Below are 16,251 nucleotides of genomic sequence, written 5' to 3'. Positions count from 1 at the left end.
GTTTCTTCTACATCGCTCTTTTCCGGTAGCAAATGATGCTCCTGCATATAGGCAATCTGCTCGTCGCTCGGGTTCTCCATATCGATGACCTCGTCTACCAGGTCGCGGAACAGAATGCCGTTCAAATGATCGATCTCATGGCAGAGGCAACGGGCAAAGAGGTCTTCGGCTTCCACCGTCTGCTCTTCTCCGTTTTCATCTGTATAGCGTACCGTAACGCGCTTGGGACGATACACCGTCCCATTAAAATGTGGCACGGAGAGACACCCCTCAATATCCAATTGTTGTTCTTCGGAGCGCTCCAGGATTTCCGGATTTACCATTTTATACGGTCCTTCTCCGACATCCACGGTAATCAGGCGACGTAAACGTCCTACTTGCGGAGCCGCCAAACCGACGCCCTGATCGGCATACATGGTTTCTAGCATCGCATCCAACAGTGCCTTTACATGCGGCGTCACTTCCCGCACGGGTTTTGCCTTTTTACGCAGGATGGGGTCGCCTTCCAATCGTAATGTTAATAAAGCCATAGTGTTCCTTTCTATCTTTTACGAGTCGTCACAAGGGCGAACTCCGGTATCGGTCGAATCAATACGTCGTTAACGGATCCAACGTCACAGTAATCCATAGTCTCTCTTCCGTCGGGAAAGAAGAAAGAATCGCATGCCCTACCGCCTCCAAGCGTGCGCGAGAGGCATGCCACAGTTGCAAGGAAAAGCGATAACGTCGATTCATGCGTTCAATAACGCTTGGAGTCGGCCCATCGCAAGCCACATCTGAAAAGTGCATATCCAAATACCGACGGATGGCATGTCCTTTTTTTAACGCCTCATCCCGATATACGCTGCTCAGCTGAATGTGTAAAGCGTGGCAAGCCGGCGGGTAGCCGTTGCTTTGCCGAAACGATATCTCTTTCTGATAGAAGGCGTCTACGTCATAGGTTGCCGCAGCCTGCAGGGCATAATGTTCCGGCGTATAGGTTTGGATAAACACCTCGCCCGGACGATCCGCACGACCGGCACGACCCGCCACTTGGGTGATCAGCTGAAATGTACGCTCGGCGGCACGCAGATCCGGCAAGTTGAGATTCACATCCGCACTTAAAATGCCCACCACGGTCACACGCGGAAAATCAAAGCCCTTGGCGATCATTTGCGTACCGACCAGAATATCAATGTTTCCTTCCAGCATCCCCTGATAGACCGCTTCATAAGCCCCTTTTCGCTGCATCGTATCGGCATCGGCCCGACGCACACGGGCCTGTGGAAACAGACGACGCACTTCTTCTTCCAATTGTTCGGTTCCCGCGCCGAATTCCCGAATGGCTTTACTTCCGCACTGCGGACATTGTCTGGCATATGCTTTTTCTCTGCCGCAATAATGGCAAATGAGTTTGTCGCGATGTTTGTGATAGGTCATGGCCACATCGCAGGCATCACAGCGATACACATACCCGCAAGCACGGCAGAATACAAAAGACGTATGCCCGCGTTTATTCAGAAATAAAATGATCTGTTCTTTACGTTGCAACGCCGCGTGCACGGCTTCATAAAGCGCGCGTGAAAACATGGAACGATTGTTATGTTTTAATTCCTCGCGCATATCTATAATATGGGCTCTCGGCATGGGCAAATTATGGATGCGTTGCCGTAAATCCAGCCGAGTCAATTCTCCCTTTTCGGCGCGATATAGTGTTTCCATAGAGGGCGTCGCTGAGCCTAATACCAGGGAGCAATGATGATAGTGCGCACGAAATGCAGCAATGCGATCCGTATGATACTTCGGATTCTTTTCGCTCACGTAGCTCGATTCATGCTCTTCATCAATGATGATCATGCCCAGATGCGGAAAGGGGGCAAAGATGGCGCTACGCGCTCCGATGGCGATGGAAACGTCGCCACGGACGATTTTCTCCCACTCTTCATAACGCTCCGCCTGCGACAGACGGGAATGCAAAATGGCCACCTGACGACCGAATCTGCCTTCAAAGCGAGCAATGGTCTGCGGGGTCAAGGAAATTTCAGGCACGAGCACAATCGCCTGCTTCTGTTCACGCAATGCGCGCTCCACCAATTGCAAATAAATTTCGGTCTTGCCGGATCCGGTGACGCCGCAGAGTACATAGGCGCCCGTTTCGGCTGTAATGCGATCAAAGACTTCCTGTTGCGCCTTTGTCAGCGTCTGGGAAGCATATTCCGCAGAGAGCGGTACATCGCGCCGCGCGATGCGTTTTTCGCGTTCGTCTATCCAGCCCAGTTCAACCAAGCGGGACAGAGTCGCACGGTCAGCACCGGTCTCCTGCTGCAGGGCTTTTCCGGACCGTTCCCCTTCTCGGAGAGCTTGCAGAACCTTTTTTTGACGCAAAGCGCCGGAGCGAGGTTTTACCTCTTTGCCCTCTTCCGTCAGTACATAGAATGTTTCCATCTTCGGGCGATAGGCACCCGGTTTTCCCGGAGGTAAAACCGTTTGAATGGCTGCCGTATAATCGGAAAGATCATGGTCCACCATGTATTCGGCTAATGCCAAGGATTCTGCCGATACCGGGGAAGGCGCAGCAATCCACGACAAAATCTCTTTTGTCGGAAAATCCGGTTTTTCCTGCTCCAACACCCGAAGCACCATCGCATGTCGAGGACGATTGCCCTTGCCAAAAGGGACGGAACAAAGGGCACCGCGTACGGCTCCTTCCTCCAGTGCACGCGGCACAGCGTACGTGAAGGGGCGATCCGTTTTTCGCGTATTGGTCGATAGCAATACTTCGACGTACAAGCTCATCGGAGTAAATCCAGAATTTGATCCGCTACCTCCTCTTTCGAGAGAATTGGCAGCGATTTTTCGACTTCTTCCCCGAGAATGGTCACAATATTGGTGTCATAATCAAAAGCAGCGCCTTCTTTGGTTACGTCATTGGCTACGATAAAATCCAATTGCTTCTTTTCCATCTTCTCGCGGGCATGCTCCAGCACCTTTTCTGTTTCCGTCGCAAAGCCGATGACGACCTGATCGGTTTTCATGCCGGCAAGCGTCCGTAAAATATCGGGCGTATCCAAGACGGAAAAAGCACGTACTTTACCGTCATCCAAGCCTTTGATTTTCTGCGTCTGTTCCTCTACCGGTCGAAAATCTGCCGGAGCAGCAGCCATAATGAGCACGTCCGTTGCCGGAAATTCCTTTTTCAAGGCCTCCAACATATCCTCTGTCGATTCCACCGGAATATCACGCACATGGATCGGTACCGGAACTTTTATATCGCCATGAACCAAGGTGACTTCCGCACCGCGCTTCTGCGCACGACGTGCAATGGCAACGCCTTGTTTGCCGGAAGAGTCATTGGTCAGAAAACGCACCGGATCCAATCGTTCTTTGGTTGGGCCGGCCGTGACCAAAATCTTGGTACCGGCTAAATCTTTTTCGGTAAAGAAAGTGTCCAGCGCTTCAAAAAGTTCTGTGGCTTCCGGCATGCGACCGGTGCCGACTTCCTGGCAGGCGAGCCATCCCTCGTTGGGATACAGCACATGGATCCCGCGTTTCTCAAGAATTTGTAAATTCTCCTGCGTTGCCGGATTTTGATACATCACCACATTCATAGCCGGCGCCACTATGACGGGACAATGTGCGGCCAAAGCAGTGGCGGAAAGCAAATCATCCGCCATTCCGTGCGCCATTTTTGCCAATACATTGGCCGTTGCCGGCGCAATCAAAAAGGCATCCGCTTCACGCGTGAGATCAATGTGCGGAATGAAACCGTCACTCTCTTCAAAAAGATCCGTGTACACCTTATGTTGCGACATCGTTTGAAAGGTCAGGGGTGTCACAAAACGCGTCGCGCTTTCGGTCATAACTACATGAGTTTCTGCCCCTGCTTTATTGAGGAGGGACAAAAGCTCCAGTGTTTTATATATCGCAATGCCTCCGGACACCCCGACGAGTATGCGTTTCCCCGATAGACTCATTTATTCCTCCACGGATTCCTGATCCACCTTGGTCACACGGTGCTGCATAATTTCATCCAGCGCCACCGTAACCGGTTTTTCGCCTTTACTGTCCACTAACGGCTTCGATCCGTCCGTTAACAGACGTGCCCGTTTCATCACCATGACGCAGACGTCATAGCGGCTCGGACTGATTTCGTTCAATTCTTGAAATGATGGATTAATCATGAAATTCCTCCCAATAATTTTCAATCAATTTGGCATCGATGCGATGATTCTCGGCATCGATAATGTGCGATACCATTTCGGCACAACGTGAAACTTCGTCGTTGACCACGGCAAAATCATAGTCATGCAGCATGGATATTTCTTTCTTTGCATTAAACAAACGCAGATGGATGCTGTCCTCATCTTCACTGCCGCGTTTACGAATGCGTGCCTCGAGATCATCGCGATGCGGCGGCAACAGGAAAATGAAAACACCGCCGGGCATATTTTGTTTGACCTGCATGGCGCCTTGCACGTCAATCTCTAAAATAACATCTTCCCCTTGTTCCAATTGCTCCATGACATAGGCTTTCGGTGTGCCGTAATAATTGCCATGCACCTGTGCAAATTCCAACAAGGCGCCTTCATCAATCAGTGCGTTAAACTCTTCTTTGGTATAAAAGAAGTAGTTCTCCCCGTCCTTTTCCATCGGCCTCTTCTTACGCGTGGTTGCGGAAATACTGACCTTCAGATCCGGACGCATCTTTTTGAGTGCTTCGCAGACCGTGCCCTTCCCCACTCCGGAAGGACCGGAAATGATAATCAAATGTCCTTGGCGTCGCATGTCTCCTCCTTTATTTCTTGCCTTAAGTGTAACGAACTTTCGTGTACATCGCCAAGAAAATAAGACAACAATGTCATATTTTCTTTTCCGGAGTCATTAGAAACGGATGGTATAATATCCTAAGAAAGGAAGACACCATGACTTTTGACGGAATTACCCTGCATGCGGTCGTAGCGGAGCTCAAAGCGAAGCTCTTGAACGGTCACATAAAAAAAATCAATCAAATCGGCCCTTCGCAAATCACCATGTCGTTTTATGCGCACGGGATGAATCAATTACTCTATTTATCCTGCGATTCCTCGAGCGGCCGCATACATTTAACCGAAAAGAAATATACCAACCCGCTGACGCCTCCAGACTTTGTCATGCTCTTGCGCAAACATCTGGGCCAGGGAAAGCTGATCGGCATCGATCAGGTCGGCTTGGACCGTACGGTTGCCCTGCGCTTTGAAACGCATAACGAGCTGGGTGATACGGTCATAAAAAAGTTAATCCTGGAAATTATGGGGCGCCATTCCAATCTGATTTTGGTAGATCAAAATGAAAAGGTGGTGGAAGCGGTGCGACGGGTCTCTCACGATATGAGTCGCGTGCGCCAAATCTACCCGGGGAAACGCTATGAAGTCTTCCCTGCCGATAAACAGGAAGTTTTGGCGGATCACCCTTCGGTGTCAGAGCTCGTAGCAAAGGCACAAGAAACGGAACACGGTGGCATGACCGTTAAGAAGATTTTCTACGGCTCGTTGACAGGTTTTTCGCCATTGGCTTCAACGGAGCTTTGTGTCCGCGCTGATGTCGATCCCGCTATGCCCATTGGTCAGCTCACAGCGGACCAAATCCAAGCGTTGGATGCCGAACTTTGTGCATGGACTGAAGCCTTGCGCACAGATACTTATCATCCCGCGCTGTATCGCTCTCCCAAGCTGCAAGCCTACCCCTTTGCTTTGACGCATTATGGCGCGCCGGAAAAAGAATCCGATTCCATCAGTGCGATGATAGACCTTCAAACCGTAGAAACCGCTCGTGACGATGGATTCGGTCAGAAAAAGGATCACTTGCGCCATCGCCTGGCAGAGATTCTGGAGAAGAAAAATCGAAAGCTTGAAAATCTCAAAAAGGACGAGGCGGAAACCGAAAATCGTCAAACAATTAAGGAAGAAGCGGATTTGCTTGCCGCTTATGCGCACACCGTACAAAAAGGGCAAACAGAAATTGTGGTGGATGACTTTTTCCACGACAATACAAAGCGTTCCATTCCCCTGGATCCCAAAAAAACAGGCCATGAAAATATGGACGCTAAATACAAGCATTTTTCAAAGCTCAACACCGCACATAAGATTTTATTAAAGAGCATCCCGCAGTTACAAGGAGAAATTCAATATTTAGAACAGCTTGGAGAAATGCTGGAGCAAACTGAAGACAGCGGATCGCTCAATGAAGTATGGGAAGAATTTGAACGAGAAGGTTTGTTGCCGCGCAAAAAGCGCCATAAAAAGGCAAACCGTTCGACGCCCCTGCCGCCGCGTGAGTATACGACACGCAACGGATTGATCATTCTCGTGGGCCGAAATAATTTTCAAAATGATCGTTTGACATTGAAAGTTGCCGATAAAGAGGACTATTTCTTCCATGCGAAAACGGTGCCCGGCGCACATGTGATCCTGCGCTGCGGCGGAAACGAACCGTCACAAGAGGATATACAGGCTGCCGCATGGCTTGCCGCCAAATATTCCTCCCAGGCGCAGGAAAATGCCGTGGATATTGATTTCACACAAAAGAAACACGTGTACAAAGCGAAAGGGGCGAAACCAGGCATGGTCTACTACAAGGAATTCCAAACCCTAACCATGAATCCCCAAGCCACACCCGACTTCTTTCGCGTGACGGAGAAGAACGAAAACGAAGCTTAGCGGGACAATTGTTTCAAGCAAAGCGGCGTCAGCATTTCTTCCTTCGCAGCATGTCTCCAGCTTCACAAGGGCCCGGGAGATTCACTGTAACAATGGTCTTAGGCGTCTTTGCCCTATCAACTCTTTCACCGTCCGTCGTTACTATCGTCGTCGGCGACCAGTTGAGAAAATCCCCCTTGGCACGCATGAGTTCCAACGCATCTCCAAGAGAAAATGCATTTCGCACCTCGACCTCCATCGTCTCGGTATCCGGATGAACGGCTTTTACAACGCCTACAAAATCGTAATCCTGAATATAGGAAGTGGAGGCATAATTCTGCCCCTCTGCACCGGGATTACCACGCAAAAAGCCCGTCGTAAACGCACGATGGCTTGTTTTCGAAATTTCCTTCATACAGTCGTCGATCACAGCGTCATTCCAGTTTCCCTCGGCGATGGCGTCTAACGCGCGCCGATAGGCATGCACAATGGTCGCCACATAGTATGCGCTCTTGACGCGCCCTTCGATTTTAAGGCTGGATACGCCGTTATCCATCAATTCCGGCAGATACGGCAAAAGGCACAGATCCTTGGAGTTCATGATGAAGGTGCCGTTCTCATCTTCTTCAATGGGAAAATATTCACCGGGTCGCGTCTGTTCCATCAGCGCATACTTCCAGCGACAAGCCTGTGCACAATCGCCACGGTTCGCATCACGACCGGTCATATAATTGGAAAGTAAACAACGTCCCGATATCGATATGCACATGGCGCCATGTACAAAGGCTTCCAGTTCCAACGATGGATCAATCGCCTGACGAATGGCGCCAATCTCCTGTAAAGACAATTCTCGCGCCAAGACCACCCGTTCTGCGCCCTGATCCCCCCAAAATTGCACGGTGCGTGCATTCATGAGGCTTGCCTGTGTGGAAATATGAATGGCAAGCTTTGTGGATTCCCGAATGACCTGAAAAACGCCGGGATCGGAAACAATCACCGCGTCCACGCCCATCGCTTCCAACGATTTGGCCATCTCCACCAAACCGTCAAAGTCGTCATTATGAGCAATGATATTCATGGTGACATATACTTTGGCGCCCTTCGCATGGGCCAAGGTCACCGCTTCTTGGATGGCTTCCGGGCCGAAATTTTTGGATGCCGTGCGCAGTCCGAAGCGTTCGCCGGCAAGATAGACTGCATCGGCGCCGAAATGTAGGGCCGCTTTTAATTTTTCCATATCGCCTGCTGGCGCCAGCAGTTCTACCGGCCGATCAGGCCTCATCATGCCCATCCGTTTCCATAATGATGGTGAGAATCATCGGATTACGCTGAATCTCTTTGTATACATAGCTCTTGACTTCTTCACGAATGCGCGATTTCAGGAAAGCCCAATCGGTAATGTTTCGTTTCTGCGCATCGCGGAAAATCTGCGACACGATGCCTTTCATTTCTTCGATCAAATCAACATTATCCTTCATATAAATGAAGCCGCGAGAAATCACTTCCGGGCCGGCGACCATCTTGCGTGTCTTGCGATCCACGGTCACAACCAAGGCGATCATGCCGTCATCGGATAGACGCTTGCGGTCATTAAGCACCACAGAACCGACATCACCGATGCCCAGCCCGTCGATTAGAATCTTACCGGCCTGTACTTTTTCATCCATATTAGCCACGACGGCATTACCCACACGATTAAATTCAATCACGCTGCCGTTCTCTGCCATTAAAACATGTTCTTCATCCATGCCCAGATCCAGCGCCAATTTTTTATGCGTCAGCATCATGCGCGGTTCGCCGTGGGCGGGAATGAAGTATTGTTCCTGTACCAGAGAATGCATGAGTTTGATTTCTTCCTGGCAAGCATGCCCGGAAACGTGGACGTTTTGCAGCGAGGAATAAATCACTTTACATCCGCGCAGCATCAGCTGGTTAATCATATCACCGATGCCCTTTTCATTGCCGGGAATCATGGAAGCGGACAGAATAATGGTATCGTCCGGTCCTACCTCAATCTGGCGATGGGAGCCGTTGGCCATGCGTGACAGCGCACTCATGGGTTCGCCCTGTGATCCTGTGATCAGAAGGCATACTTCGTCGGGTTTGTATTTGTTGACATCTTTAATATCAATAAGCGTTTTGCTTTGCACTCTCAGATAGCCCAACGCACTCGCGACGGCCACGTTGTTTAACATGGAACGGCCGGATAAAGCGACTTTGCGTTTATTCGCTTCTGCCGCATCAATAATTTGCTGAACACGATGTAAATTCGAAGCAAAGGTAGCTACAATCAAACGTCCCGTCGTGTTCCTAAAAATGCCGCGGAAGGTTTCTCCGACGCTACGTTCACTCAAGGTATAGCCCGGTCGTTCCACATTGGTGGAATCGCTATAAAGGGCCAGAACCCCTTCCTCGCCCAGTTCGGCAAGACGATGGATATCTGTGGGTTCGTGGTCAATGGGCGTAAAATCAAATTTAAAATCGCCGGTAAAAAGAATGGTACCTACCGGATTGTGCACGGCAATGGCACAAGCATCGGGGATGCTGTGCGCCACACGAATGAATTCGCAATCCAATTCGCCCAGACGCAAAACATCGCCAGCTTTCACATATTTAATGCAGGAGGGGTTTAAGCCGTGTTCTTTGAATTTATTCTCCAGCAATCCACCTGTCAATCTCGTACAATACACATTCGTAGGCAATTTCTTCAAGACATACGGCACCGCGCCGTAGTGGTCCTCATGCCCGTGGGTCAAAAGAATGCCGCGCAACTTCTCCTTGTTCTTTTCCAAGTAAGAAATATCCGGGATCACCGTATCCACACCGGGCATGTCCTCATCCGGAAAAGTCAGCCCTGCGTCGATCACAATCATATCATTGCCGTATTCGACGACCGCCATATTCTTTCCGATCTCGCGAAGACCGCCGAGTGGAATCACTCGAAGCCTCTTTATATTCGATTTTGTTTTCAAACCTGATCCTTCCTTTCCTGTTCTTTTTCTATCATTAAATCCTCGTAGGCTTCCATCACCTCATCGAGTTCTTCTTCGGATTCCAAGGCCGCAAAGACCACCTCATCTTTGTCGGTAAAATAGCGCAAAAAGAAGGAAGAGCCGTCATCGACGTCTTCCATTAAGCAATAATCTTGATCATTCAGGCGAAACGTAGCCAGCAATGTCATTGGCACTTCTTTTTCACCATCATGTAATACAATCTGTTCACCGGTCATTGTTGTTTACTCCGTCTGTCCAGCCACTGCTGCAATATAAACGTTGCGGCAACGGCGTCTACATGTTTCTTACGATTTTCACGGCGCACACCGGTTTTCATTAACACCTGTGAGGCCGATTTCGTGCTCAATCTCTCGTCTTGATATTCTATGGAATACCCTTTTTTCCGCAGTTCCGCCCCAAAACTCTGTGCTCGGCGTGCCGAATCACTCAACTGATTGTTCATGTGCTTTGGCAAGCCGATCACAATTTCACGAACATCCTGTTCTTGTATCAAGCGTTCCACCGCCGCTAAGTCTTGCGACAATTGCGTGCGCTTGAGAGTACTATGAGCCTGCGCAATAAGATAGGTGGGGTCACTGAAAGCAATCCCGATGGTTTTTGTTCCGACATCCAATCCCATTGCGCGACTCATATTCCCTCCGAAACGTTCGTACAAGGCCGACGATTCCTCAATCTTCCTTTCCGTCCTCTGACGGAATGCGATGCCCTTTCAAATAATAGGTTAAAAGCGCCTCGAGCAGTTCATCCCGATCAATCTGACGAATCAGTTTGCGGGCACCATTAAAGCTTGTAATGTATGTCGGATCGCCGGAGAGAATATAACCGATAATCTGGTTTTCCGGTGCATATCCCTTTTCTTTCAATGAGGCATACACACTTGCCAAAATTTCTTCCATGTTGTGCCGTTCTTCAATCGGCGTGAAAAGCATTGTTTCGCTGAAATCTTTCGACATCTCTGCCTCCTAACCAGTGTGGTTACGACAATTTACCTTCCACCCATCCGCTTAGCGATTGTAATGCCTCATCAATCTTTGCGGGAGTTTTGCCGCCGGCGGTAGCAAACTGCGGGCGACCGCCGCCGTTACCTCCGGTGATTTGTGCCAACGATTTAACCAAATCGCCGGCTTTTAATCCTTTTTTGACGAGATCCTCTGCCACGGATACTACCCAATACACTTTGCCGTCGGTTGCAGCAGCCAGAGCAATTACATAGGAGTCGTACTGTTCCTTGAGGGCATCGGCCAAGTCCTTCAATTCGTTCATGGATTTACCGTCCACGCGCTGACCGAGGACGCTGACGCCCGCAATTTTTTGAACATTTCCATTCAACTGTTGCGACAGTTCGCTGGCCATTTTCGACTGGAAAGTCTCAATTTCGTGCTTCATGGTCTTATTCTCATCCAAAAGGGTTTGGATACGCTGCAATAAATTCTCCGCCGGTACCTTCAGAAGATCTGCCAATGCTTGGCGATCGGCTTCTTCCTCCTTATAGCGGGCAAGAGCGGCACGACCGGTCACGGCTTCAATACGTCTGACACCGGAAGAAACGCCCTGCTCCGAAAGAATATGGAACGCCTGCAACTGTGCCGTGTTATCCACGTGTGTGCCACCGCAAAGTTCCTTAGAAAAATCCCCCATGGAGACCACACGCACTTCATCATGATATTTATCTTCAAATAAGCCGATAGCTCCTTCGTCCATCGCCTCCTGTAAAGGTAATACCCGAGTTTCGACCGGATACGATTCGAAAATAGCACGATTTACAATTTTTTCGACTTTTTGCAGTTCCTCCGCCGACATGGCTTCGTAGTGCGTAAAGTCAAAGCGCAACCGCTCCGGGTCGACTAGAGAGCCGGCTTGATTAATATGATTGCCAAGCACCAGGTGTAATGCCTTATTCAACAAATGGGTGGCAGAATGGTTACGTCGGATATCTTCGCGACGATCCTTCTCTACACAAGCTTGTACGCAATCGTCGGCGTGCAAAGTGCCTTTGCGCACGGTAATGCTGTGCATGAAGATCTCGTTTCTATCTTTCTTGACCTGCTCGACGTCCGCTTCCGCCTCGTCCTTTTTTAACGTACCTTTATCGGCCACCTGACCGCCGCCCTCGGCATAAAACGGCGTACGATCTAAAATAGCAATGCCCTTTTCGCCTTCCGAGAGGCTCTTGACGCGTTCCGTTCCGCGATATAACGCCAGGATGACAGATTCGTCTTCAAGCGTAACGTAACCGGTAAACGCCGTAGAAGGCAGATCTTCCGCATGAATGGTCTCCTCTGTGTCCCAGCCGCTCGTTTCTTTGCGACGCTGACGAGACTGCAGACGCTGTTCCTCCATGCGCTTGCGGAAATCCGCTTCATCCACTTGTTGTCCTTGTTCTGCGGCAATTTCACGCGTTAAATCGATCGGGAAGCCGAATGTATCATAGAGGCGGAATACGCGTTCGCCATCCAGCACATTCTTCCCCTTCTCTTTGGATTCGGCAATGATACCCTCTAAGAGCTCCAGCCCCTGATCAATGGTCTGCTGGAAGTTTTCTTCTTCGCGCTCCACAATGGTGAAAATACGTTCTTTGCCTTCCAAAATTTCCGGATATTCCGCCCCGTAGACCTTCATGATTTCCGTGATGGTCTTGCGCAAGAATTTTCCTTGAATACCAAGTAATTTTCCATAGCGCGCGGCACGGCGCAAGAGGCGACGCAGCACATAGCCACGTCCTTCATTGGACGGAACCACGCCATCCGACACTAAGAAAGTAATAGCCTTGGAATGATCGATGATAACACGGAACGATTCATCCGCTTTCGGATCTTCACCGTATTGTTTACCGGAAAGGTCATGAATCACCGAGCGTAGCCCTTGAAATTCATCCAACTCGAAAATATTGTCCTTGTTCTCACAGACCAACGCCAAACGCTCCAGACCCATGCCGGTATCAATGTTCGGATGATCGAGCGGTACATAAGAGCCGTCCGCTTGACGATCGAATTGCGTAAAGACAAGGTTCCAGATCTCCATGAAGCGATCGTCGTTATCCAAAGGAGACGTACCTTCTCCGTAGCTGGGACCGCGATCGTAGTGAATCTCCGAGCAAGGACCACAGGGCCCCTGTTCCAGTTCCCAGAAGTTATCTTCCTTCCCCAGGCGCAATACATGATCCGGCGCTACACCGATGGTTTTCGTCCAGATATCATAGGCTTGCTGATCTTCCTCAAAAACGGTGATCCATAAACGATCCGGTTCTAAGCCGATTTCTTCAGTTAAAAACGTCCACGCCCAAGAGATCGCTTCCGGCTTAAAATAATTGCCAAAAGAGAAGTTGCCGAGCATTTCAAAGAAAGTGGCATGCCGTGCGGTTTTACCCACATTGTCGATGTCCGCCGTACGCACGCATCGCTGCGAGCTGGTAGCACGATTATGCGGCATTTTTTTCTCGCCCATGAAATAGGGCTTTAAAGGTGCCATACCCGCATTGATCAGAAGAAGACTGTCGTCCCCTTCCGGGATGAGCGAAAAGCTCACCAGACGTGTATGTTCACGGGCTTCAAAAAAATCCAGATATTTCGAACGGCACTCATTCATTCCAAGATATTGCATCGTCATCCTCTTATTTTCTTCCTTCACTGCAGTTTTTCTGCTCACGTTCTGCATTCCGATTCTGTCCGGTTACTACACGGCAAGGGACATCTCCACCATGTCCGCCAACGTCAGGTCTTCAATGGAGCGATAGATGGCCTCGTTCATGCGATTGATCACAAGGCGCGTAGGACAATTGGTAAAGCCTCCGGGGCAATCTCCCGCTTTGACACAATCCGCCAGCCAAAACTTGCCTTCCAGCGTATTGAGCATGTCCAAAACGGTTATGTCTCTCGGGTCGCGAGCGGTCGTATAGCCGCCTTTTGCGCCCCGTATACTCTTCACCAAGTGATCGCGTTTCAGTAAGCGCATCAATTGCTCCAAGTAGGATTCACTCAGCAATAAAGCATCCGCCATTTCAGAGAGAGGAACCGGACGCCCTTCTCTCTCCTGTTCGGCAATATAAGTCATCGCTCGTAAACCATATCGACTGCGGGTTGTTAATTTCATCGTACTTTCCTAACTAATACCAAGATTTATTTCACCACCAAATTCAGGATTTTGTTGGGAACAAAAATCACTTTGGCCAATTTCTTGCCTTCCAAATAGCGAGCAATGCTCTCTTCTTTTTGTGCGGCTTCCACGGCTTGTTCCTGTGTGGCTTTTAACGGTAACACGACTTTGCCGCGCACTTTACCGTTAATTTGAATGGGCATTTCAGCGTAGTTTTCACTTAGCTTATCGTCCTGATATTCCGGCCAAGCGCCATCCGTCGCAATGTGTCCCGTAAATCCGGCGCGCTCCCATAACTCCTCCGTTACATGCGGCGCCACAGGGTTTAATAACAGCAGGAAAGTTTTCCATTCCGTGCGCGTGACGCGTTCTTTGGCGCGTAATGCATTCGATAATGTCATCAGCTGTGCGATCGCCGTATTGAACTTCAGCGTTTCAAAATCCTCAGTGACCTTTTTAATGGACTGATGGAAGAGCACTTCCGTCTCTTTATCCATGGATTCGTCTTCGGTCAGCAAATCGGCCATCTTCCAGACGCGCTCCAAAAATTTGCGACAACCTTGCACGCCGCTTTCTGTCCAGTTGGCGCTCTTTTCAAAATCACCGATGAACATTTCATAAGTGCGCAACGTATCAGCACCGTATTCTGACACAATTTCATCCGGATTGACCACATTGCCGCGAGACTTGCTCATCTTTTCGCCATTGTCGCCCATGATCATGCCGTGGGAAGTGCGCTTCGCATACGGTTCTTTTGTGGATACAACACCGATATCGTAGAGGAATTTATGCCAGAAACGCGAATACAGCAGATGCAATGTGGTATGCTCCATACCGCCATTATACCAATCCACCGGTCCGAAGTATTGTTCGGCTTCCTTCGACACCAGTTCCTGATTATTGTGCGGATCCATGTATCTTAAATAATACCACGAAGAGCCTGCCCATTGGGGCATCGTATCCGTTTCACGACGTGCCGGCTCGCCGCAGATCGGGCAAGTCGTATTGACAAAGTCTTCCATCTCGGCCAGCGGAGACTCTCCCGTTGCCGTCGGCTGATAATTCGGTACTTCCGGCAATAACAGAGGCAGCTGTTCCTCCGGGATCGGTTGCCAACCATGTTCCTCGCAATACACCATCGGAATGGGTTCGCCCCAATAGCGCTGACGACTGAACACCCAGTCACGCAATTTATAATTCGTTTGTGGCTTGCCCAAGTGCTTCTCCGTTAAAAACGCAATCATCTTAGCGATGGCGTCTTTGACAGACAGGCCGTTTAAGAAGTCGGAATTCACCAAGGTCCCTTCGGAAACGTCCGTAAACGCTGCTTCCTCCACAGGCACCGGAGCACCTGCCACCACTTCTACAATGGGCAGATCAAATTTCTTGGCAAACTCCCAGTCGCGCGAATCATGCGCCGGAACCGCCATAATAGCACCGGTACCATAGGTCATGAGAACATAGTCCGAAACCCAGATCGGAATTCTTTTGCCATTGGCAGGATTCACGGCGCAAACGCCCTTGAGCGCCACACCGGTTTTATCCTTGTTCAGTTCCCCGCGTTCAAAATCCGATTTTAACAGCGCCTGCTGCTGATAGGCTTTGATTTCATCCATGTTTTCAATGGCATCGGCATACTGTTCCAGCATCGGATGTTCCGGGGCAACCACCATGTAAGTCACGCCGAACATCGTATCGGGACGTGTGGTATAAACGGTCAGCACATCCTCGGTTTCTTTATCGCCCGCCACCACGGCAAAGTCTGCCTCAGCACCGTGCGAGCGACCGATCCAGTTGATCTGTTGCTGTTTAATCCGCGGCGTATAGTCCACTGTGTCCAAGTCGTCAATCAAACGATCCGCATAAGCCGTGATCTTTAGCATCCACTGATCTTTTACGCGATGTTCGACTGCCGTGCCACAACGCTCGCAAGCGCCGTTAACCACTTCCTCATTTGATAAGCCGACGCGGCAGCTCGGGCACCAGTTAATGGGAACTTCCTTTTTATACGCCAGACCGTGTTTTACCATCTGGATAAAAATCCATTGTGTCCAGCGATAATAGTCCGGATCCGTGGTGTTGATGACACGATCCCAGTCAAAGGAAAAGCCAATGGAATCCAGCTGGTCACGAAAGTGTTTTATATTTTTACGTGTCACCTCCGCCGGATGAATTTTATGCTTAATGGCATAATTTTCCGTCGGCAAACCGAAAGCATCAAACCCCATCGGATACAGCACATTATAGCCTTGCAAGCGACGCTTCCGCGAGACAATATCTAACGCCATGTACGGGCGCGGATGGCCGACGTGCAGCCCCTGCCCGGAGGGATAGGGAAATTCAACCAAGGCGTAGTATTTCTTTTTGCTCGGATCCAAGGTGGCGTGAAAAACATCCGTCTTTCGCCAAAATTCTTGCCATTTTTTCTCGATCACTGCGGGATTATAGGTTTCCATTGTACCCTTCCTTACTCTTCCATTTCGTTTCCACAC

The 16,251-nt window shown here is 49.8% G+C and carries 13 protein-coding genes and 1 pseudogene; 1 reads left to right on the top strand and 13 read right to left on the bottom strand.

The window, feature by feature from the left end; all coding sequences use genetic code 11:
- Nucleotides 1-89: 89 nt before the first annotated feature.
- From def to gmk, 5 genes and pseudogenes are all read right to left on the bottom strand, one after another.
- Nucleotides 90-530 (bottom strand): annotated as a pseudogene (gene def, locus BN98_RS01865) (peptide deformylase); the annotation flags it as partial.
- A gap of 58 nt (nucleotides 531-588) precedes the next feature.
- Complete coding sequence (priA, locus tag BN98_RS01860; protein WP_019190022.1) at nucleotides 589-2,775, bottom strand: replication restart helicase PriA; 2,187 nt, start codon at nucleotides 2,773-2,775, stop codon at nucleotides 589-591.
- Entirely contained in the window at nucleotides 2,772-3,953 is a 1,182-nt protein-coding gene (gene coaBC, locus BN98_RS01855) for a bifunctional phosphopantothenoylcysteine decarboxylase/phosphopantothenate--cysteine ligase CoaBC (RefSeq protein ID WP_019190023.1), read from the bottom strand. Before coaBC ends, priA begins: the two co-directional genes overlap by 4 nt.
- Nucleotides 3,954-4,160 (bottom strand): DNA-directed RNA polymerase subunit omega, encoded by a 207-nt coding sequence (rpoZ, locus tag BN98_RS01850; protein WP_019190024.1) that lies wholly within the window; start codon nucleotides 4,158-4,160, stop codon nucleotides 3,954-3,956.
- A complete protein-coding gene (gene gmk / locus BN98_RS01845) occupies nucleotides 4,153-4,764 on the bottom strand; it encodes a guanylate kinase (protein ID WP_019190025.1) in 612 nt (203 codons plus the stop codon). The genes rpoZ and gmk overlap by 8 nt, the downstream gene beginning before the upstream one ends.
- A 137-nt stretch (nucleotides 4,765-4,901) precedes the next feature.
- Between gmk and BN98_RS01840 the strand changes: the two genes are divergently transcribed.
- The gene (locus tag BN98_RS01840; RefSeq protein WP_019190026.1) at nucleotides 4,902-6,674 is read left to right on the top strand and encodes an Rqc2 family fibronectin-binding protein; all 1,773 of its coding nucleotides are present in this window, start codon (nucleotides 4,902-4,904) and stop codon (nucleotides 6,672-6,674) included.
- A 28-nt stretch (nucleotides 6,675-6,702) separates the two neighbouring features.
- On the opposite strand, the gene BN98_RS01835 is transcribed toward BN98_RS01840, so the two are convergent.
- From BN98_RS01835 to leuS, 8 genes are all read right to left on the bottom strand, one after another.
- A complete protein-coding gene (locus BN98_RS01835; RefSeq protein ID WP_242826669.1) occupies nucleotides 6,703-7,890 on the bottom strand; it encodes a peptidase U32 family protein in 1,188 nt (395 codons plus the stop codon).
- A 34-nt stretch (nucleotides 7,891-7,924) separates the two neighbouring features.
- A complete protein-coding gene (locus BN98_RS01830; protein WP_019190028.1) occupies nucleotides 7,925-9,625 on the bottom strand; it encodes a ribonuclease J in 1,701 nt (566 codons plus the stop codon).
- The gene (locus tag BN98_RS01825) at nucleotides 9,622-9,882 is read right to left on the bottom strand and encodes a DUF1292 domain-containing protein (RefSeq protein ID WP_019190029.1); all 261 of its coding nucleotides are present in this window, start codon (nucleotides 9,880-9,882) and stop codon (nucleotides 9,622-9,624) included. Before BN98_RS01825 ends, BN98_RS01830 begins: the two co-directional genes overlap by 4 nt.
- The gene (gene ruvX / locus BN98_RS01820) at nucleotides 9,879-10,298 is read right to left on the bottom strand and encodes a Holliday junction resolvase RuvX (RefSeq protein WP_019190030.1); all 420 of its coding nucleotides are present in this window, start codon (nucleotides 10,296-10,298) and stop codon (nucleotides 9,879-9,881) included. The genes BN98_RS01825 and ruvX overlap by 4 nt, the downstream gene beginning before the upstream one ends.
- 37 nt (nucleotides 10,299-10,335) lie before the next feature.
- Nucleotides 10,336-10,620, bottom strand: a complete 285-nt coding sequence (locus tag BN98_RS01815) for an IreB family regulatory phosphoprotein (protein ID WP_019190031.1) — start codon at nucleotides 10,618-10,620, stop codon at nucleotides 10,336-10,338.
- A 22-nt stretch (nucleotides 10,621-10,642) separates the two neighbouring features.
- Nucleotides 10,643-13,267 carry an alanine--tRNA ligase gene (alaS, locus tag BN98_RS01810; RefSeq protein ID WP_040942610.1) on the bottom strand — a complete coding sequence of 875 codons (2,625 nt, stop codon included), beginning with the start codon at nucleotides 13,265-13,267 and terminating at the stop codon, nucleotides 10,643-10,645.
- Nucleotides 13,268-13,339: 72 nt separating this feature from the next.
- Nucleotides 13,340-13,756 (bottom strand): RrF2 family transcriptional regulator, encoded by a 417-nt coding sequence (locus tag BN98_RS01805; protein WP_019190033.1) that lies wholly within the window; start codon nucleotides 13,754-13,756, stop codon nucleotides 13,340-13,342.
- Nucleotides 13,757-13,782: 26 nt separating this feature from the next.
- Entirely contained in the window at nucleotides 13,783-16,215 is a 2,433-nt protein-coding gene (leuS, locus tag BN98_RS01800) for a leucine--tRNA ligase (protein ID WP_019190034.1), read from the bottom strand.
- Nucleotides 16,216-16,251 lie beyond the last annotated feature (36 nt).

Source organism: Levyella massiliensis (genome assembly GCF_000308275.2).
Taxonomy (GTDB): Bacteria; Bacillota; Clostridia; order Tissierellales; family Peptoniphilaceae; genus Murdochiella; species Murdochiella massiliensis_A.
This window is presented reverse-complemented; position numbering and strand designations above follow the sequence as displayed.

Bases quoted from the DNA above. Each gene is read 5' to 3' on its own strand.
- priA (WP_019190022.1), bottom strand. From the start codon at position 2,775: ATGAGCTTGTACGTCGAAGTATTGCTATCGACCAATACGCGAAAAACG.
- coaBC (WP_019190023.1), bottom strand. From the start codon at position 3,953: ATGAGTCTATCGGGGAAACGCATACTCGTCGGGGTGTCCGGAGGCATT.
- rpoZ (WP_019190024.1), bottom strand. From the start codon at position 4,160: ATGATTAATCCATCATTTCAAGAATTGAACGAAATCAGTCCGAGCCGC.
- gmk (WP_019190025.1), bottom strand. From the start codon at position 4,764: ATGCGACGCCAAGGACATTTGATTATCATTTCCGGTCCTTCCGGAGTG.
- BN98_RS01840 (WP_019190026.1), top strand. From the start codon at position 4,902: ATGACTTTTGACGGAATTACCCTGCATGCGGTCGTAGCGGAGCTCAAA.
- BN98_RS01835 (WP_242826669.1), bottom strand. From the start codon at position 7,890: ATGGAAAAATTAAAAGCGGCCCTACATTTCGGCGCCGATGCAGTCTAT.
- BN98_RS01825 (WP_019190029.1), bottom strand. From the start codon at position 9,882: ATGACCGGTGAACAGATTGTATTACATGATGGTGAAAAAGAAGTGCCA.
- ruvX (WP_019190030.1), bottom strand. From the start codon at position 10,298: ATGAGTCGCGCAATGGGATTGGATGTCGGAACAAAAACCATCGGGATT.
- BN98_RS01815 (WP_019190031.1), bottom strand. From the start codon at position 10,620: ATGTCGAAAGATTTCAGCGAAACAATGCTTTTCACGCCGATTGAAGAA.
- alaS (WP_040942610.1), bottom strand. From the start codon at position 13,267: ATGCAATATCTTGGAATGAATGAGTGCCGTTCGAAATATCTGGATTTT.
- BN98_RS01805 (WP_019190033.1), bottom strand. From the start codon at position 13,756: ATGAAATTAACAACCCGCAGTCGATATGGTTTACGAGCGATGACTTAT.
- leuS (WP_019190034.1), bottom strand. From the start codon at position 16,215: ATGGAAACCTATAATCCCGCAGTGATCGAGAAAAAATGGCAAGAATTT.